Annotated in this window: 21 protein-coding genes; 9 read left to right on the top strand and 12 right to left on the bottom strand. The window is 52.5% G+C overall.

All coding sequences use genetic code 11. The features are described from left to right. Positions 1-16 precede the first annotated feature (16 nt). From HPY30_01670 to HPY30_01630, 9 genes are all read right to left on the bottom strand, one after another. Positions 17-370 (bottom strand): VOC family protein, encoded by a 354-nt coding sequence (locus tag HPY30_01670; GenBank protein QYZ64811.1) that lies wholly within the window; start codon positions 368-370, stop codon positions 17-19. A 76-nt stretch (positions 371-446) separates the two neighbouring features. Further along, the gene (locus HPY30_01665) at positions 447-956 is read right to left on the bottom strand and encodes an SRPBCC family protein (GenBank protein ID QYZ64810.1); all 510 of its coding nucleotides are present in this window, start codon (positions 954-956) and stop codon (positions 447-449) included. A 34-nt stretch (positions 957-990) separates the two neighbouring features. Further along, a complete protein-coding gene (locus HPY30_01660) occupies positions 991-1,917 on the bottom strand; it encodes a hypothetical protein (GenBank protein QYZ64809.1) in 927 nt (308 codons plus the stop codon). A gap of 243 nt (positions 1,918-2,160) precedes the next feature. Continuing rightward, positions 2,161-2,385, bottom strand: coding sequence for a transposase (locus tag HPY30_01655; GenBank protein QYZ64808.1), 225 nt, complete (start codon positions 2,383-2,385; stop codon positions 2,161-2,163). 8 nt (positions 2,386-2,393) lie between these two features. Beyond that, positions 2,394-2,756, bottom strand: a complete 363-nt coding sequence (locus tag HPY30_01650) for a DDE-type integrase/transposase/recombinase (GenBank protein ID QYZ64807.1) — start codon at positions 2,754-2,756, stop codon at positions 2,394-2,396. Between the two features lie 95 nt (positions 2,757-2,851). Then, on the bottom strand, positions 2,852-3,349 hold the full coding sequence (locus HPY30_01645; protein QYZ64806.1) for a cupin domain-containing protein: 498 nt from the start codon (positions 3,347-3,349) through the stop codon (positions 2,852-2,854). Positions 3,350-3,431: 82 nt separating this feature from the next. Further along, positions 3,432-3,806, bottom strand: a complete 375-nt coding sequence (locus tag HPY30_01640) for a hypothetical protein (protein QYZ64805.1) — start codon at positions 3,804-3,806, stop codon at positions 3,432-3,434. Next, positions 3,807-4,235: a DNA polymerase III subunit chi gene (locus HPY30_01635; GenBank protein QYZ64804.1), complete on the bottom strand. Its 429-nt coding sequence runs from the start codon at positions 4,233-4,235 to the stop codon at positions 3,807-3,809. It abuts the gene before it with no gap. A gap of 109 nt (positions 4,236-4,344) precedes the next feature. Beyond that, positions 4,345-5,844: a leucyl aminopeptidase gene (locus HPY30_01630; protein QYZ64803.1), complete on the bottom strand. Its 1,500-nt coding sequence runs from the start codon at positions 5,842-5,844 to the stop codon at positions 4,345-4,347. A 117-nt stretch (positions 5,845-5,961) separates the two neighbouring features. Between HPY30_01630 and lptF the strand changes: the two genes are divergently transcribed. Together lptF and lptG are read left to right on the top strand one after the other, a co-directional pair. Continuing rightward, the gene (gene lptF, locus HPY30_01625; protein ID QYZ64802.1) at positions 5,962-7,068 is read left to right on the top strand and encodes an LPS export ABC transporter permease LptF; all 1,107 of its coding nucleotides are present in this window, start codon (positions 5,962-5,964) and stop codon (positions 7,066-7,068) included. Further along, complete coding sequence (lptG, locus tag HPY30_01620; GenBank protein ID QYZ64801.1) at positions 7,065-8,132, top strand: LPS export ABC transporter permease LptG; 1,068 nt, start codon at positions 7,065-7,067, stop codon at positions 8,130-8,132. The genes lptF and lptG overlap by 4 nt, the downstream gene beginning before the upstream one ends. Before the next feature lie 175 nt (positions 8,133-8,307). On the opposite strand, the gene HPY30_01615 is transcribed toward lptG, so the two are convergent. Further along, positions 8,308-8,757, bottom strand: a complete 450-nt coding sequence (locus tag HPY30_01615; protein QYZ64800.1) for an RDD family protein — start codon at positions 8,755-8,757, stop codon at positions 8,308-8,310. Between the two features lie 165 nt (positions 8,758-8,922). Between HPY30_01615 and HPY30_01610 the strand changes: the two genes are divergently transcribed. From HPY30_01610 to HPY30_01595, 4 genes are all read left to right on the top strand, one after another. Continuing rightward, complete coding sequence (locus HPY30_01610; GenBank protein QYZ64799.1) at positions 8,923-9,282, top strand: PilZ domain-containing protein; 360 nt, start codon at positions 8,923-8,925, stop codon at positions 9,280-9,282. A gap of 275 nt (positions 9,283-9,557) precedes the next feature. Next, entirely contained in the window at positions 9,558-12,110 is a 2,553-nt protein-coding gene (locus HPY30_01605; protein QYZ64798.1) for a PAS domain S-box protein, read from the top strand. A 4-nt stretch (positions 12,111-12,114) separates the two neighbouring features. Continuing rightward, entirely contained in the window at positions 12,115-12,750 is a 636-nt protein-coding gene (locus HPY30_01600; protein ID QYZ64797.1) for a response regulator transcription factor, read from the top strand. Positions 12,751-12,756: 6 nt separating this feature from the next. After that, entirely contained in the window at positions 12,757-14,028 is a 1,272-nt protein-coding gene (locus HPY30_01595) for an MFS transporter (protein QYZ64796.1), read from the top strand. Here the strand turns inward: HPY30_01595 and HPY30_01590 are convergent. Continuing rightward, the gene (locus HPY30_01590) at positions 14,025-14,309 is read right to left on the bottom strand and encodes a hypothetical protein (GenBank protein QYZ64795.1); all 285 of its coding nucleotides are present in this window, start codon (positions 14,307-14,309) and stop codon (positions 14,025-14,027) included. The two genes, HPY30_01595 and HPY30_01590, sit on opposite strands and share 4 nt — an antisense overlap. 263 nt (positions 14,310-14,572) lie before the next feature. Between HPY30_01590 and cmoA the strand changes: the two genes are divergently transcribed. From cmoA to HPY30_01575, 3 genes are all read left to right on the top strand, one after another. After that, complete coding sequence (gene cmoA, locus HPY30_01585; GenBank protein ID QYZ64794.1) at positions 14,573-15,298, top strand: carboxy-S-adenosyl-L-methionine synthase CmoA; 726 nt, start codon at positions 14,573-14,575, stop codon at positions 15,296-15,298. Continuing rightward, positions 15,262-16,269 carry a tRNA 5-methoxyuridine(34)/uridine 5-oxyacetic acid(34) synthase CmoB gene (gene cmoB / locus HPY30_01580; GenBank protein QYZ64793.1) on the top strand — a complete coding sequence of 336 codons (1,008 nt, stop codon included), beginning with the start codon at positions 15,262-15,264 and terminating at the stop codon, positions 16,267-16,269. The genes cmoA and cmoB overlap by 37 nt, the downstream gene beginning before the upstream one ends. A 68-nt stretch (positions 16,270-16,337) precedes the next feature. Next, positions 16,338-17,342: a hypothetical protein gene (locus HPY30_01575; GenBank protein ID QYZ64792.1), complete on the top strand. Its 1,005-nt coding sequence runs from the start codon at positions 16,338-16,340 to the stop codon at positions 17,340-17,342. An 85-nt stretch (positions 17,343-17,427) separates the two neighbouring features. Here HPY30_01575 and HPY30_01570 read toward each other — a convergent pair whose 3' ends face one another. Then, the gene (locus tag HPY30_01570) at positions 17,428-18,837 is read right to left on the bottom strand and encodes a dihydrolipoyl dehydrogenase (protein ID QYZ64791.1); all 1,410 of its coding nucleotides are present in this window, start codon (positions 18,835-18,837) and stop codon (positions 17,428-17,430) included. Positions 18,838-18,851: the final 14 nt, after the last annotated feature.

Here is an 18,851-nt window from a genome sequence, read left to right as displayed (position 1 = left end):
ACAAACCCAATCCATTTTATGTATCTGACCAAACAGCATATTCATTACCACTAGGGTCGCAAAAATGAAAACGACGACCGCCTGGAAATGAAAAGATCGGTTTTACCACGGTGCCTCCAGCCTCCTGTATTTTCGCTTGAGTTTTCTCTATCTCATTACTATAGAAAACGACAAGGGCACTACCATTTTCAGTAGAAGAGGATAGATTTGATTTGAAAAAACCACCATCAATTCCTTCATCAGAGAAGGCTGTATATTCAGGGCCATAGTCGACAAACGACCAATTAAAAACAGTGACGAAAAACTGTTTTGTTGCTTCTATGTTCTTTGCAGGAAATTCAACGTAATTTATCTTTTCATGCTTATTCATGATGATGAGCTCACTAATTATTCTGTTCCTACCCACAAAATGCGCTAGCCTTTTATGAGTCCGCGCTAATTTGCATTCAGACGATTGTTTGTGCGCGACTTTTTCCGCCGGAAATCAGCCAACGCAAAAATTTAACCCACAAAGTCCATTCTGAGACTGTCGGTGTAAGATTTAACCGCAGTTCAGCAAAACTGAGTGAGTCTTCGATTAAAGCATCATGCAAAGGACAAAAGATCAGTGGCCACGATAGACGTGCCATTCCATGGGTTTTCATTTTTAGTGTTTCGCGTAGCTCGGTTTTATTATTTTCGAGTTCAACTACATCGTAACCATGAAAACCATCAAATCCATTTGGTCCAGTAAAGTGGAAAACAATACGCTTACCAGTCACATACTCTTCCACAAAGTAGCGGATTGGACCGTGTCCGCCATTTGCAGATAGGGACAGTGGCTTATCGAATTTCATTCGAGGCCAAAGTTTATGGGGCCACAGTAAATCATTGGTTGAGGATAACGTATCCACTAAGGCACCAATTTTGTCTGATGACACTGGATATGTGCGACTATGAATATTGGTTACTCTCATCACTTTCTTCTTTTACAGTTGTATTCAGTGTGATTTACATGGAAACGATGTGTATAGACTGTTCTTTTTTCTTACATTGTGCTTGCTGATAGCCCTTTTTTGCATCACTCACTGTTACAAGCTGATCTGTTGCAATCCAGGAAACACCTTCTATATTGCAATAAATAACATTTCCATTCACATTCTTTGGAAACCTGTAAACCACTCCATCATCAACAACTTTCCAGTTTTTTAGATCTAATCCTACAACAAAAATAGCAGACGATTCTTGCGAAGTGATTGCCAACATATTATCACCATTGATATCTATTCCAGAATAATCAATAAATTCCAATGTTCGCGGTAACCTTATAGATGCAACATATTCCCATTTTTTTCGTTTCTTCTCGAAAACCTTGATTCTGCCCGCTCCATGAATCTTACTTGCGGACCCTGCATCACAGTCATTGCCTTCGCATAAGGCGAGAATATATATATTCTTGTTCTTAACCAGAGTAGCAATGCCTTCGAATCCTTTATTATTTTTCTGGAAATTATATTTAAGCCACTTTTTCTTTTCTAATGAAAACTCATTATTTGTAATGTTTATTCGTGCATTCAACGCCCCGTTATTATCATTTGATTCCTCAATCAGATAAAACTTACTGTTTACATTATCGTAAGTTATCCCTTCATAACCGATCCCCTTTGTTGCTGTGCCTAAGAGTTTTGCCTTGTGGAGGTCAGTGTCAATTCGAGCAACCCTGCTATGGCTATCAAAAACAATATAGAATGAATTATTTGCAAATAATACGCCACTTGACTCATGTTTTTTTTCTTTGCTTTTATTTACCAGAAGTTCATGTAAATTCCTTTCATTCATAACATTCAATACGCTGCTTCTGATCGTATATTCTTCTGCGAAACAGCCAAATGTCGTCAAAATGCTCAACAAGAATACTATAAATCTTTCTATCGTCATCTCTGCTTGCCTCATATTGATTGGCTGAATTTGTTTCTTATTGATGCTCTATGAGTATGTAGAAATATATGGTGAAGAAAAACGCTTTAATTTTTTAGTATGCAACCGTCTGAAAGTTATGGATTTACCAGGGAGGTTCGTATCCATGTGAAATTGCCTTTATAAAAGTAATAATATAAATTCCTTAGAGAGAAATGGCCCCCAATTTTCGGACAGCGGCTTAAGCGTATTCTGCCTCTCTGATTATGCTGCTTCCGGCAACACGATTTCTCCAAAATGCGCCTGATATGGTGTTTTTCCAAGACCTTGGTGTTTTCGCTCAGAATTATAGAAATCCAAATAGTCCCCAATCTTGGAACGTGCCTCATTCACGGACTCGTAGGTCCGCAGGTAGACCTCTTCATACTTGATACTGCGCCAAAGCCGCTCAACAAAGACATTGTCTACCCAGCGACCTTTACCGTCCATGCTGATTTTTATCCCGATGCTTTCAGTACAGCCGTAAATGCCTCACTGGTAAACTGGGCGCCTTGATCCGTATTAAATATCTCCTGGGCACCAGCGCGGCGGATAGCCTCCTCCAATGCATCCACACAGAAGTCACTCTCCATCGTATTGGAAAGACGCGAGCTTAGTACTTTGCAACTAAGCCAGTCCATAATCACCACCAGATAGACAAAGCCCCGGGCCATCGGAATATAGGTGATGTCGCTACAGTAAACCTGGCCCGGACGATTGATCTTCAGTCCCTTCAGCAGGTAAGGATAGATCTTGTGCCCCTTGCCCGGCTGGCTGGTACCCTGCTTGGGATATAGAGCCGTTATCCCTATTTGGCGCATCAGCCGTTGTACACGCTTGCGGTTGATGTCGTAACTGATAATATTAGCCTAACTGAAACTGCCTATGTGTAGGGGAATGGCGATTCGTGGATGGTTTAGTCCTGAACTGATTTGATCAGTCGATCTAACTCATCCAAGTTTTTTGGAAACAGGCGCTGGATCTCTTCTCTGGTAGCAATCGTCATATCCGCATAATCAAATCCTGGGCAAACCGCTTCACTTACCAATCCGTATTCGCCTGTGGTAAGTTCCGTCGCCTTCCAGCAACCGCCTTTGACGATGAGCTGCAGTTTTTGCCCTGCCGCCAGATCTTTCCCCAATACGACTCGTTCAACTTTCCCGTCGGGATGGATGATGTGATAAGTCAGGTGAGATCCGGAATGGAAGTAATGGATGATGTCGGAACGGTTTTTATGCAGATAGCCGATGGGGCTGTCGTCGGTCAGCAGGTAATAGATCGACGATAGAAGAGGGCGTGCCTCCCCAATATCAGAGGATGTTGTCCGCTGTTCTGACTGGTAGGTTCGGTGAAAAAATCCACCCTCGACATGGGGTTTCAGGGAGAGATGAGTGATGATCTGATTTTTTTTCATGGGATCAGTCCCAATGAAAAGAGGTCGTGGAGAAACCACTACCTCTTGTTTGCAATCTACGCTTTGAATCACGCATGTTTATCTATTGCTGCGAAAGGTCTCCAAATTTTTCATCAAGCGCTCGCTCGACAAGTTGTTTTATGCGCCGTTCAAGGGAGCTGGTCACCTCGTCCCCGATAACCTGTTTCAGTTGGGTGGTGGCTTGAGTGACTGCCTGCTCAACAGCCTGTTGAACGATGGAGGAGAGTTCGTGATTGAGCTGATCCTGCAAACCCTCTCGAACTATGCTGATGATAGCGTCGTGATCGGGTATAGGCTGGAAATCTGCTTGCTCGTCGATACTTTCCTTTGACGGCTCACTTGTTGGAGAGATGAGTGTCTCGGATTGGACGACATCATCAAGCAGAGGGATATCCAGCTCATTCAGATCAATATTTTCAGGATCGGTCGGGTTCATCTAGCTGATCTCATGGGTTTTGAGTGGGTAGCCCCGATCGCGATAGAAACGGAATCGTTCGCGACCGGCAGTCTTGAGTTCAGACTCTTTGTCTATCACTTCTGCCACCCTTTCAAAGCGACTGAAAAAGTTTGGCACATCTGTGGTGAGGTTGATCAGCACATCGCTCTCTTCCACAGCATCTCCACCACAGCCGATAATAACAGGCGTGACGGCACTGTTCGCATCCTGTAGCTGTGCATGGGGCACGAAGCTGCCCTGACGGAAGGTCCAGAGCAGACGGTCCATATGCCTGGCCTCCTCATTGGAAACCGTGTGGATAAAGACCCTTCGTCCCTGATGATAGATCTTCTCCACCAGTCGACAGGCGAGCATATAACGGTTGGCTCTGGCCTGCTCTTTTAGGATATAGAAGTCGACTTGGGTCATCCTGCTGTCCTGTAGGGTGCGCCATGCGCACCAAAACAAGCCGTAATCATGGTGCGCACGGCACACCCAACATCCTGGCTGAATTCACAATTATTACCTTGATAGCGCACTAGTCACTCTGTCCACTGCGTTTCAGCAGGAACTGGGTCAGCAATGGCACCGGGCGGCCGGTAGCGCCCTTTGCTCCGCCGGAAAGCCAAGCGGTGCCGGCAATATCCAGATGGGCCCACTTGAACTTTTTCGTGTAACGGGAGAGGAAACAGGCGGCGGTAATGGTTCCAGCACCCTTGCCGCCGATATTTCCCATATCGGCAAAGTTGCTGTCGAGTTGCGACTGATAATCCTCCCAAAGCGGCAGACGCCAGGCCCGGTCGCCGCTGTGGCTGCCGGCGTTGAGGACTTCATCGGCGAGTGTGTCATTATTGGCCATCAGACCAGAGGCGTGTTTTCCCAGGGCGACGATGCAGGCGCCGGTAAGGGTGGCGATATCGATGACGGCTGCCGGCTCGAAACGTTCGCTGTAGGTGAGGGCATCGCAGAGGATCAGGCGGCCTTCCGCGTCGGTGTTGAGTATCTCAATGGTCTGGCCGGACATGCTGGTGACAATGTCGCCGGGTTTGTTGGCATTGCCGTCCGGCAGATTCTCGGATGAGGGCACCACACCGATGACATTCAGCGACAGTTCCATCTCAGCGCAGGCCTGCAGGGTGCCGATGACGCTGGCGCCGCCGCACATATCGTATTTCATCTCATCCATTCCCGCCGAGGGTTTGAGGGAGATGCCGCCTGCGTCGAAGGTCAATCCCTTGCCGACCAGTACGACGGGTTTGGTGTCGGGTTTGCCGCCTTTGTACTCCATGATGATCAGTTTGGCGGGTTGGCGGCTGCCGCGGGAGACGGAGAGCAGGGCGCCCATGCCCAGTTTCTCCATCTGTTTTTCATCCAGTACCTGCACCTTGAGGCGGCGGGATTTTCTGCTGAGTTTGCGGGCCTGATCAGCAAGGTAGGTCGGGGTGCAGATATTGCCCGGCAGATTGGAGAGGTCCTTGGCCAGGTTCATGCCGTTGGCGATGCCCTGACCATGGCTCACTGCCTTTTGCGCGGTTTTCAACCGGCGGCGGTCACCGAGAAAAAGGGTCAGGCGCTTCAGTGGACGCTTGGGTGTTTTACGCTCACTCTTCAGTTCGTCTGCGCGGTATACCGCCTCCTCTGCGGAGATGACCGTGTCGCGCACTGTCTGATAGAGGTTGCCGTCCTGAAGTTCCAGGTCATTCAGACAACAAACGGCTTCAGCAGCGTGGCTCTTGTCCAGACTTTTTACAATGGATGAGAGGGTCTTGCGGTACTGCTTAAGGGTAAACTCCCGGGCTTTTCCCAGGCCGACCAGCAGCACCCTGTCTGCCAGGCTACCAGGTACGTCGTACAGCATCACCTGCTCACCGGACTCACCATTTATATCGCCGCGCTTCAGAATCTTGGCGAGGTATCCCTTGCTGGCCTTGTCCACTTGTAGCGCAATGGGCGAAAGCCGACGATGGGAGTAGACGCCAAGCACCAGGCAGGCGGTGCGTTGTTTGGTGGGATCCCCAGACTTGATGCTGAATTCCATGTATTACCGATCCTCGATATTTTGGTGGAGATGATGCCTATCCAGGCTGCAATTCTTGATAGGATAGGGTTCCGAAACCATTGTAGTCTACCGAAACAGCAACGATTTACCATTGCCGTGATCTCTCTCATTGACCGTTATCTGCTGCAGGAAGTGTTCAAGGCGCTGTTTGCGATCCTCTTGATACTGCTGCTGGTATTGGTCAGCCATAGTTTTATCGGTTTTTTACAGCAGGTGGCGGTGGGAGAGGTGAGCGCGGATGTGCTCTTCCAGCTGCTGGGGCTGCAGATTTTTCGCTATCTTGCCCGCCTGATTCCGCCCGCTTTCTTCTTCGCTGTGCTCTACGCTGTCGGCCGGATGTACCGGGATAGTGAGATGATCGCCCTGGAATCCTGTGGTGTAGGCAGCCTGCGTATCTTTCGGAGCATCCTACTGGCGGGATTGCCGGTTTCCCTGCTCGTGGCCTGGCTCTCCATGGGGGTGCAGCCCTGGTCGAGTCAGCTGATTGCGCGGATCATCAGCGGACAGACGGGCCAGTCGGTGGAGCTGGCAGGTGTGAGTCCGGGGCGGTTCAACGAATACAGCAAGGGCGACCTGGTCTTCTATGTGGAGTCGATCTCTGAGAGTGACCATCGTATGCACAATATCTTTGTGCAGACCCGGCAGGGAGACGATTTGGGTTTGGTGACTGCCTCTACCGGTTTTCAGCGGGTGGATCCGGAGACGGGTGACCGGTTTCTGGTTTTGGAGGATGGGTTCCGCTACAAAGGTCAGCCCGGTCGGGCGGATTATGTGGTGAGTGAATTTGGTGCCTATGCCCTGCGCATAGGAGAAGCCGTGCCCACTGTGGGCAATCGTCCCCGTAACAGCCTGCCGACCCATGTCCTGCTGGCATCGCAGGACATCTACGACCGCTCCGAATTTCAATACCGTCTGTCACCCGCACTGGGAGTACTGGCCTTTGCTTTGCTGAGTCTGCCGCTGAGCCGTTCACTGCCGCGTCAGGGACCCTTTGGTCGTCTGGCCCTGGCGTTTCTGATCTACACCATCTATCTCAGTCTTCAGGGCGTATCCGAGAACTGGATGAAGGATCAGGTAACTCCTGCCTGGTTGGGGATGTGGTGGGTACACCTTTCGATGGGGGGGCTGGCACTGGTTATGCTGTTACCTGACCGGGTTTGGTATCGCCGCTGGCGTCGTCGTCTGCGTTGGACTCGGGCATGACAAACCTGCTGGATCGCTATATCGGCCGTTCCGTGGCACTGGGGATGTTGATGGTCCTGGCACTGTTGTTGGTGCTGCTGGGTTTCTTCTCTGTGCTGGGAGAACTGGAAGAGGTGGGCAAAGGGAGTTACACCACGGTCAAAGCCTTTACTTATGTACTCCTGATTCTGCCCCGCTATACCTATGAGATCTTCCCCGTCGCCACCTTGCTGGGCAGTCTGATCGGCCTGGGGGCGCTTGCGAACAACTCCGAACTGATTGCCATGCGTGCTGCGGGGGTGTCGATATCCCGCATCGTGGGCGCTGTCCTGAAGACCGGCTTTGTCATGCTGCTGGTTATTCTGGCTGTCGGGGAGCTGTTGGCGCCGGTAACGGAACAGCGTGCCCAGCGTATGAAGATGGACGCGCTGTCTGACCAGGTAACGTTGCAGACAAAGTACGGTTTCTGGGCGAGGGACGGCGATACCTTCATTAATATCCGCCGTATCCTGCCCGACTCGACGCTGGCTGATATCTCGATTTACGAGTATGGCGCGGGGAGAGAACTGCTGCGGGCCACCCATGCCGACACTGCTCGATATGCCGATCCTGAATGGGAACTGGATGGTGTTGAGCAGAGCGAATTTGGTGCCGGACGGATCGCTACGAAACAGCTGGAGCGCCTGCGGTGGTCAACCCTGCTGGAACCTGCATTGCTGGATGTGGTGACGGTTCAGCCCCACATGCTGCCGGCCTGGGATCTCTGGAGCTATATCCGCTATCTGACTGAAAATGGGCAGGATGCCGCGACCTATGAGGTGGCTTTCTGGGGAAAGGTGGTGTCGCCCCTGGTGACATTGGTCATGCTGTTTCTGAGCGTGCCCTTTGTGTTCGGCGCCCTGCGTAGCGTCAGTATTGGCCAGCGTATCTTTACCGGTGCGGTTATTGGTACGGTTTTCTACCTGGTGAATCGTGCCTTCTCCTATCTGGCGGTGGTCTACGATATCAACCCGCTGTTCGCGGCATCCTTCCCGACACTGTTCTGCCTGTTATTGGCTTTCTGGTTCTTTCGGCGGGTGCATTAGCTTGAGGGGGCGGAGTCGAGAGTGAATATGTTGGGAAGTGGCATGAGGCGAGATAAATGCGGTGCGAGTGATGTGACTTCGTAACTGGATCGACTCTGACCCCTGGAACTACCAACAATCAACCACTTGGGTAGGTTGGGTTAGGCCGTCTTTTTGGCCGTAACCCAACAATAGGCTAATGCGACTTGGCAACGATCACCAGCCGGGTACCTGACATCCGGTCGTGCCAGGCCAGTTTTTCCGGGTCGAACAATATCCACAAAAAACCCAGGCCAAAGACCAGCCAGGAGAAGATGGCGGCCAGATGGCGTTTCAGGGCATCGCCCCAGGTGGGTTTGCCGCCATCGGTGCGCACCAGACGCAGTCGCCAGGCCCGCATGCCCAGAGTCTGGCCACCCCAGGCCCAAAACCCGGTGAAAAATGCCAAGGGTATGATTTCGAATAGAAAAAGTTGGTAGACGACGAGTAAGCTGCCGCTTGGCATCTCCAACGGTAGCGTAATCAGTGTCGTGGCCACTGCCATCAATGCCACCAGGAGCAGACTGTCGTAGAGCATTGCAGCAATCCGGCGAAAAAAACCCGGGGATACCGCCTCTTCAAGGTTTACAGGATATTGTTCATGCATCCTGAGATTCTACCGGAGCACTAGTGGTTTTTGATAGGGAAAATCCCTTGCTCAGACAGGCAAAGCCCCGGCCTTGCCAATTCTAATCAGTGAACTACGCTTACCACTCCCTGGTGCAGATTTTTGCAATTTATTAGGACAGAGACAGTGGAACACCGTTGTGCCGTGCGAAAACCTATCGCGCTTAACGTAACGCTCAATTACCGTGGGCTCGGTTTGATCAGCGGGAAAACCCAGGATGTAGGATTGGGTGGTATGTTCATCAATGTCGGGCGTGTTCAGTTGGCAATTAATGCCTTGGTGGAGATCACTTTTCCAGTCAAATGCCCCACGAAAAGCGTGCAGTGTAAAGCCAAGGCACTGGTGGTTCACCATAGGGCGGATGGTGTTGGCCTCATGTTCAGTGAATTGGACACAAATGTCCGTCAGATGCTCAGGCGAATCCTGAATGGGCAGGCTGATACAACGATGACAAGACCTGGACCGGTGTCTGGTTCAAGTCCCGGCAGGGCAATCGCAATTTGACTTAAATCCAGGTCAGATAGATTTCATATTTGGCCGATACTTTTTTCCATCCGGGATACATCTGGAATCTTCGAATGAGGCGCAAACAGCGCCTCTTTTTTTTGGAAAAGAGATCGGTTTTGCTTTCGGGGGTTGATTTTGGTGCCTCGGTAGAGGGGGGCAATATGAGATCAAAATCCCTTTGGACTATCCAGCGGCCCGTGAAAGTCCTATGATCAGTCTCATGATGGTTTCGTATATCATTGAAATCACAGGATTGATCATTTGGGTATTTGATGGCGCATACGGGCAGAGGCAGGTTTTTTCGCTGGTTTGAGCGCATTCCGTTGCAGTGGATATCTGTCCTTGTGGGTGTGCTCTGTGGAGTGCTGGTCTGGTTGGTGCTGGACCCCATACAAAGCCGGGCACTGGGCGAAATTTTTCAGAGCGAACTCGAACTGCAGCTGGATCGACGCGCGCGTGACACCCGCTACCGGTTCGAACAGTATCTGCGGCAGTGGCAGATTGCTGCGCATGGTTTGTCGCAGCATTGGCGTCTGGTTAATCATGTTCAATCGCCTGATTGGGAAAGTCGCCAGCTATACCCTAAAACCTATATAGAATCGCAACCCGCATGGCTGGAGAAGGGGCATCCAATGGTTGGTTCTGTGGCACCCAGTCAGGTGGTGCTGCTGGATGCCAAAGATAGGGTGCGGGAGGTCTTCCATCAGCAGGACACACCTTTTCCGGTCGCGAAAGCGGCAAAGGGTTATTCAGGCAGGGATGGCGCTGTGGTGACAAATGTCTGGCAAGCTCCCTACCTGATTGCCTGGTCAGCCATTGACGATCCACATGGGCGGAAAAAGGCGGTATTGATGCTGGTCATCCCTATCGACGAACGCTTCCTGCTTCAATCCCAACAGGTCGTGGCCGGTGACGGCAGCGTGGTCGGCCTGTTGGATGCGGATCGCCAGGTATTGCTCTCCAGTAGTGACGAGAAACAGATTCTGCGCAATTCCAAACTAAGCCAATGGGAAGACGATTATCTCGTCACTTCCCAGTCTTTCACGGTTTATGAGGGGTCGGATCAGAATATCCAGTTTGCCACCCTGATATCCCGTAAACGGGTGGAGCAGACCAGCCAGCGAATTCTTGCAAGTGAGCGGCGTGAGCGGTTGCTTGAAGCCGCTGCTTTTGTGGCGGTGTTCTCTCTGCTGTTTTTCTTTGTTTCTGCCCGACTCAATCACTTTCTTCATCGAATATCCAACCTTGGCCGGCGAGCATTGAACATCGAACAGCCAGTGCAGGATCGGGGCAACCAGCTATTGGTGCTGGAAGCCTGGATTCGGGACTATTTTCAGCGTGTCGGCGCGGCGCAGGATGAGGTGCAACGCGAACATGAGACGCAGATTCACGATTCCGAGGTGTTGAAAAGCACACTCTTGGATACTGCGCTGGACTCAATTATTACAGTGGACTCGACAGCAACAGTGGTCGAGGTGAATGTAACTGCAGAACGGACCTTTGGTTTTGAACGTGACCATCTGTTAGGACAATCCATCACACAGCAGTTGATCCATACGAACGACAGGACACGTTTCAGTAATCTGCTGGCAGCTTGTCGCAACCTGCCGGAAGGGGCGAGCGCCTGCGCCCCAGAGGGTTTTTTGACGACGGATGTCAATGGTGCCGAAACACCTGTCGAGTGTTCAGCGGTTCCAATCTACATGCATGATCAGACGCTTTTCACCCTTTATCTACGGGATGTCAGTGAACGGCGCAAGGCAGAACGGGAGATTCAGAGCCTGGCAAAGTTTACCAGTGAAAACCCAAGTCCGGTGTTGCGCATAAACAACCGTGGCGTGATCACCTATGCCAATGCGGCAAGCGAACCCCTGCTTGACTATTGGGGGTGTGAACTGGCCCAGACGCTGCCGTTGTATTGGCGCAATCTGGTGTTGGAGACACTGGATGTGGGTCATAATAGGGAGTATGAACTTGCCAGTGAAGAGCAGATTTTCTCCCTGCTGCTCGCGCCAATTGTTGAATTGGGTTACGTCAATATTTACGGCAGGGATATTACCCAGGTGCGAAGCGCTGAGCAGCAAAGCCGTCAGCACCAGTCGGAACTGGTACATGTTTGCCGGGTCAGTACCATGGGTGAGATGGCTACCGGACTGGCGCATGAGTTGAACCAGCCGCTTGCCGCCATTGTTAATTTTGCAAGTGGCTGCGTACGCCGTCTACAGGCGGGGATCGGCGGTGAGGCGGAGTTGGTGGGTGCGATGGCCCAGATCACCGTTCAGGCGGAACGGGCAGGAGAGATCATCAAACGTCTGCGCAGTCTGGTGGGTAAGAAGCCCCATGAGCAGATATTGGTCAACCTGAATGAGTTGGTTATTGAAGTTGCTTCGTTTGTGGAGTACGAAGCAAACAAGCGATCTGTCGAAATTATTATCGACCTCGCTTGTGAAGGTCTGCCGGTGAAGGTCGATCTGGTGCAGATCGAACAGGTGCTGCTCAACCTGGTGCGCAACGCCATTCAAGTACTCCAACAGGTAGAGGTGAGCCAGAGAAGACTGACGCTGGTTACCTGCAAACTGGATGAAAGGCGGGTGGAGATACAGGTTCGGGATTCCGGACCCGGTATTTCACCTGATATCATGGAACACTTGTTCGACGCCTTCTTCTCGACCAAGGAGAGTGGGATGGGCATGGGGTTGGCCATCAGCCGCAAGATTATCGAGGATCACCAGGGTGATATTTTCGTGACATCCGAGCTGGGACATGGCACTGAGTTTACGGTTATATTACCGACCGATCCAAAGCTGGAACTACCGGGATACTGAATCTATGAGCAATAAACCGACGGTATTTGTTGTTGACGACGACCAGGCCATGCGGAACTCCCTGAAGTGGCTGATCGAGTCTGTAGCCATGCAGGTGGAGACCTTCGACTCTGCGAGTGCTTTTATCTCAAGCTACTACCCGGGACGTTCAGGCTGCCTGTTACTCGATGTGCGCATGCCGGGCATGAGCGGGCTGGAGCTGCAGGAGTACCTGATGAATCATCAGATTGCGATTCCGGTCATCATCATTACCGGACATGGCGACGTGCCGATGGCGGTACGGGCGATGAAAGCGGGTGCTGTGGATTTCATCGAAAAACCCTTCAATGATGAACTGTTGCTGGAGAGCATCCGGCATGCGCTGTCACTTGATGAGCAGCAGCGTGATTATCAGTCTCAACGCGCTGAGATTGCCGCCCGTCTTGCCCGGCTTACGCCCAGGGAACATGAGGTCATGGAGATGGTGACCAGCGGCAAGGCCAACAAAGAGATTGCTACCACCCTCGGTGTCAGTGCAAAGACGGTTGAGGCTCATCGTGCCCGGGTGATGGAGAAGATGGAAGCGGGATCGCTGGCCAAGTTGGTGCGCATGGCGGTACTGGCCAATATGATCAAGGAACATGTGAAAGAGGAAGAGTAGACATTCATGCGGAAGATTCGTGGAGGCGCGCTCGCCTGGGTCTTCTATGACTGGGCGAATTCAGCCTTCGCCACAACGGTGATGGCCGGGTTTTTTCCGCTTTTCTTCAAGCAGTATTGGAGTGCAGGCGTCGAGGCCACGGAGAGTACCTTCCACCTGGGTATGACCAATTCTCTGGCAAGCCTCATCATCGTCTGTCTTGCGCCCCTGCTGGGATCGATCGCAGATCAGGCCGGTGCAAAAAAAGGTTTCCTGCTCTTCTTCACCTCAATGGGCATAGTCATGACCGGTGCCCTCTATCTGGTAGGGCAGGGCAGCTGGATGATGGCGCTGACACTCTACGGACTGGGGATTCTGGGTTTTTCCGGGGGTGTGATCTTCTATGACTCCCTGTTGGTGTCGGTGGCGGAGGAGAAGGATTACGACCGGCTCTCCGCGCTGGGTTTTGGCGTAGGCTATCTGGGGGGAGGATTGCTTTTTGCCTTCGATGTGGTGATGACGCTCTATCCGGAGTTTTTCGGCCTCAGCGGTACTGCCGAGGCGGTCAGGCTCTCATTTATCACGGTCGCCCTCTGGTGGGGCCTGTTCTCGATTCCGGTCTTTCTGTTCGTTAAGGAGCCCCCAAAAAAATGTGGTGAGGGCAGTCATCTGCTGGCCGGTTTTCGGCAGCTGCGATCGACGCTTCGCAAGCTGCGGCAGTTGCGCATGACCTTCCTCTTCCTGTTGGCCTACTGGCTCTACATCGATGGGGTCGACACCATCGTGCGCATGGCGGTGGATTACGGGCTCTCTATCGGCTTTGATGCCAACAATCTGATGACAGCCCTGTTGATCACCCAGTTTGTCGGTTTCCCAGCGGCCATTCTGTTCGGTCGGCTGGGTGCAAGAAGAGGTCCCAGGCAAGGGATTATGTTGGCAATCTTCGTCTATCTAATGATTCTTCTTTGGGCCTACCGTATGGACTCGGTCTGGGAGTTCTACGCACTGGCTGTGGCTATCGGATTGGTGCAGGGGGGGATTCAGTCGCTCTCCCGCTCACTCTATGCTCGTTTGATACCGCGGGATCAGGCTGCGGAGTTTTTTGGTTTCTACAATATGCTGGGTAAGTTTGCAGTGGTATTTGGTCCCCTCTTGATGGGCTGGGTTGGCGTGATTACCGGGGATGCACGCATAGCCATTCTCTCGGTGGCAATACTGTTTGTAGCGGGAGCACTGCTATTGAGCCGGGTCGATGTAGCCGAGGGAGAGGCGGCAGCTCGTTCATTTGCAGCGGGCTAAATGTGACACATACAGTTGTAAGGCAGTTTTTTTCCGACCTCCGCGATGGTGCGGATCATCTCTGTTTCATCATTGCCGAATAATTTCGTCTGTCCATCCCGATTCTCTACCAGCGTCCTGACATAGTCCTCAGTCTGCTCCCGGAATGCTTCATGATTTGGTGCTTTCGTGACATCCCGGCAAATTGGGCATTCAACGAAGATGCCTGTTTTCAGGCCTATCCCAGTGGCGATCTTGTCGCGTTTCATCTGGTTGGTCAAAAGGAAGTCAAACAGGCCCATGGGTTACTCCTTCTACTGTTATAGGCATTCTATTCGAATGCATCACTCAAGTGGAAATCAGCGTAAAATGTAGGTCTGAAAATTTTCAGAGACCTCAGAATAATGTCATTTTGACTGTAGGGAGAAATCTCCTGATAGTCACTCGTTGATAGCAGGATAGTTTGAGATCTCTTCCTGCGGTCGGGATGACAACGGCACAATGACTCTGGTTGTCCCAAAGATGCCTCTGGAAAGTGAGTGTATCGGTTGAATATAAGACAGAAATGGCTAAGGATAAAATCTACGCAACTCCCCAGGCACTGGTCACCGACTTTGTTTTCGATGAGATGGTGGCAGGTGTCTTCCCGGACATGATTCAGCGTTCGGTACCGGGATATGCAACCATCATCAATATGATCGCCACCCTGGCGGCTCGGAGTGTGCAGTCTGAAAGCCGCTGTTATGACTTAGGCTGTTCTTTGGGCGCCGCTGCCTTAGCCATGCGTTCAGGCATCGGTGACAGGGATTGCCGTGTCATTGCGGTGGATAACTCTCCTGCCATGCTGACACGGGCCAGAGAGTTTCTTGAAGCCGATACCGGAAAGGCGCCTGTGGATTTTGTGTGTGCCGATATTCAGGATATCAGGGTGCGGAAAGCCTCCATGGTAGTGCTCAATTTTACGCTCCAGTTCGTGCCGCCGGAGCGGCGATCCGGACTGTTGCAGCATATCTTTGACGGTATGCTGCCGAGTGGAATTTTGGTGTTGTCGGAAAAGATTGCCTTGGGAAAGCCTCAGGCGCAGGCCCTTTTTACCGACATGCACCATGCTTTCAAAAAAGGCCAGGGTTACTCGGATCTGGAGATCAGCCAGAAGCGTACCGCCCTGGAGAATGTGCTGCTTCCCGAAACCCTGGCTACCCACCAGGACAGATTGTTTCAAGCTGGTTTCAATATCGTGGAAGTCTGGTTTCAATGTTTCAATTTCGTCTCCCTGCTGGCCATCAAATGAACGGTGATTGGCAGTGGATGGTGCCGCTGATGAGAACGCCCCTGGGACATTGGCTGGACCAGTTGCCGGAACAGATTGAGTCTGTCTGGCGGGAGCGGTCCCACGGCGATATGCAGAAGTGGTCCGAGGCGATCGCCGCACTGCCTTCCGTCGAACCATCACAGATTGATCTTACTTCCAGTGCAGTGACTATCAGGACAGAGCAGGTCTGTGGCGACACAGTCCGGCAGGAGATCGCGGGTCTGTTGAAACAGCTCCATCCCTGGCGCAAGGGCCCCTTTGATATCTTCGGTATTCACTTGGATACAGAGTGGCGTTCAGACTGGAAATGGGCGCGCCTGCAAGGCCACATCCAACCTTTGCGGGATCGGTTGGTGCTGGATGTGGGTTGTGGTAACGGCTACCACTGCTGGCGCATGGTTGGGGAGGGTGCCAGACAGGTGATCGGCATCGATCCCACACAGCTTTTCGTCAAACAGTTCGAGGCGATCCGTTACTTCCTGGGGCGGCAACTCCCGGTGGAGGTGCTGCCCCTGGGTATCGAGGATCTGCCCCCCAATCTACAGGCTTTTGATACGGTTTTTTCCATGGGGGTTCTCTACCATCGCCGCTCCCCATTTGCGCATCTGTCGGAACTGAAAGGCTGTCTGCGCAAGGGGGGGGAGCTGGTGCTGGAGACCTTGGTCATAGAAGGGGGGCTGGGGGAGGTGCTGGTGCCGGAGGGACGCTACGCCAAGATGCGCAACGTCTGGTTTCTGCCCTCGCCTGCAACCCTAAAGAGTTGGCTGCGGCGGGCGGGATTCAGCAATATCCGTCTGATCGATGTGGGCCGAACTTCTGTGGAGGAGCAGCGTTCGACAGAGTGGATGCAGTTTGAGTCCCTGGCGGACTACCTCGACCCTCAGGATGCCTCACAGACAGTTGAAGGCCTGCCGGCACCGCGCCGGGCGATATTCCTGGCAGAAGCGTAACAAAAATTTGCCATGGGACCGGTAAGTTTTGCGATAATGACCGATTTGGTTGGAACGGATAGTTTTTGATGGGCACGCGTCTGCTTATTACCCTGGATTATGAGCTCTTCTTTGGTCGGGAAGTGGGCAGTGTCCACAATTGCATGATCCATCCCATCGATGAATTGGCAAAACTGGTCGATCGTTTTGGTGCCAAGCTTACGCTTTTTGTGGATGCCGGTTATCTGGACAAGCTGAAGCGTGCTGCGTCTGATAATGATGATTTGCAGCAGGATTACGCTGTTATCAGCGAGCAGCTTCAGCGGCTTACGAAGGGTGGTCATGATGTGCAGCTGCATATCCACCCCCACTGGGAGGATACGGAGTACGTGGATGGCGGCTGGCGAATCGACACGAGTCGCTACCGTCTGCATGACTATGCACCCGAGGCGGTCGAAGAGATCGTCGCACGTTATAAAAAAGCGCTGACCGATATCGTGGGCGACTCAATTTTTTCCTACCGTGCCGGTGGCTGGTGCATGCAGCCCTTCGATTCTATTGGCGACGCGCTCCATAATCAGGGTATCTGGCTCGACAGCACGGTCTACGATGAGGGTATGTCGCCGGACGATATACGCGGTTTCGACTTTCGTGGCGCACCGAAAAAGTCTCTCTGGCGATTCGAAAGTGATCCGGTCAAAGAAGTGGAGCCTGGACGTTTCCTGGAGATTCCCATCACCGCCTGCAGGGTCTGGCCCTCTTTTTACTGGAAAATGGTATTTATCAAAAAGTTTGCGCGGGGGGATTTCAAACCCTATGGCGATGGTGCTGCCATGGTGGCCAATGCCGCCTACTACCGGGAGCTTCTGACCAAGGTCACCAATACCGTAACCTCCATTGATGGCGCCAAGGCCGGTCTGCTGGAGAAGTCCTATAGGAGCCTGCTGGCCTCCGGGCGCGAGCCGATCTTCAACGTGATGGGACACCCCAAGGCGATGAGCCCCTATTCACTGAAAAAACTCGAAGCGTTTCTGCAGGCGCACCCGGAGATCGAACCGGTGACCTTTCAGGACTACAAAGAGATGCGGCCCTAGTCAGAGGCTGAGTAGGAGCGGCGCCCCGCCGCGATGGCTCCGAACCGCGGCGGGGCGCCGCTCCTACAAGTTTGTTGGATGGGTATTAATCCAGCGGAATCAACTCCTTGATGGGTCCTTCATTCTTGCTCTCGACCTTGGAATAGAGGTTGTTGAGCGCCGCCTGCAATGCCTCTTCGATCACGGGGTGATAGAAGGGCATGCGCAGCAGGTCTCCGACGCTCAACTCCTGGGTAATCGCCCAATTCAGCAAGTGTCCCAGGTTTTCTCCCCGCACACTGATCATCTCTACCCCCAGCATCCGGCCGGTCACCTTGTCGCCGTAGACCCGGATAATGCCTCGATTCTGCCCCATGATCATGGCGCGGCCAACTGGATTCAGGCGCACCTCGCCGATTGCGGTGGTTTCCATATCCAGCTCAGAGTAACGGGTGCCCGCCAGGCAGATGTTGGGATCTGAAAAGGTGATAGCCAGGGGAACCTTCCGTTTGAAACCCTGCACCGTGTCATTGGCCGCGTTGTAACCGGCGATCTTTCCCTCGTCGCCGGCTTCGTGCAGGATTTGACGGTCACCGTTCATGTCACCGGCGATAAAGATATGGGAGTCGCCAATCTGCATGGTGTTGGGGTTGTAGTGGGGCACACCACGTTCATCCAGTTCGATACCGGCATTTTCCAGTGCCAGATTGTCCACGTTGGGTATTCGGCCCATGCTGATCAGTACCTTGTCCACCATCACCGATATGTCACCGGCAGTGACCTGCAGTTTGTCACCCTCTTCACTAATCTCCACGGCCTTGCCGAGGTGAATGGGGAACTCCCGGCTCATGATCTCCAGGGCGACCTTGCTGACTTCCGGGTCGGTGATACCGCCGATCTGTTCAGCAAGATCGAAACCAGTGAGATCGACACCAAGGCGACTGATTGACTGGCCCAATTCGAGGCCGATCACACCAAGTCCCACGATGGCCATGGATTCGGGCAAATTCTCCAATTCGAAGAAACTGTCGGTGGTCAACACTTTACTGCCGAATGCCTTCCAGGCTTCGGGCAAAACCGGACGTGAGCCGCTGGCGAGAACGATCTTTTCGGCATGGATGCGGTCGCCGTTATCGAGTTCCAGCGTATTGGGGTCGACGAATTTAGCATAGGCATCGATAAACTTTTCGCCCATGTTGTCGGTGCTGTTGGAGAGCACCCGGTCGACGAAGTTGTCCCGCAGGTCCTGTACATGCTCCATGGCTTCGGGAATGTCGATGGTCAACTCTTCGTGACCATCCACCCCGTAGCGGCCAAGATGGGTGCGTCGGTGGTAATCCTCCGCCACTTGGATCAGTGCCTTCGAGGGCATGCAGCCGACCCGTGCGCAGGTGGTGCCCGGCTCTCCGCCGTTGATCAGTACAAAACTCTTGCCGGCAGGACCGACCTTACTGGTTGCGTTCAGACCGGCGGTGCCGGAACCGATGATGGCAACATCCACACTCTTTTCTGCCACGGAAAACTCCTGGA

The organism is Gammaproteobacteria bacterium (ex Lamellibrachia satsuma) (assembly GCA_019623805.1).
Classification (GTDB): domain Bacteria; phylum Pseudomonadota; class Gammaproteobacteria; order Chromatiales; family Chromatiaceae; genus QGON01.
This window is presented reverse-complemented; position numbering and strand designations above follow the sequence as displayed.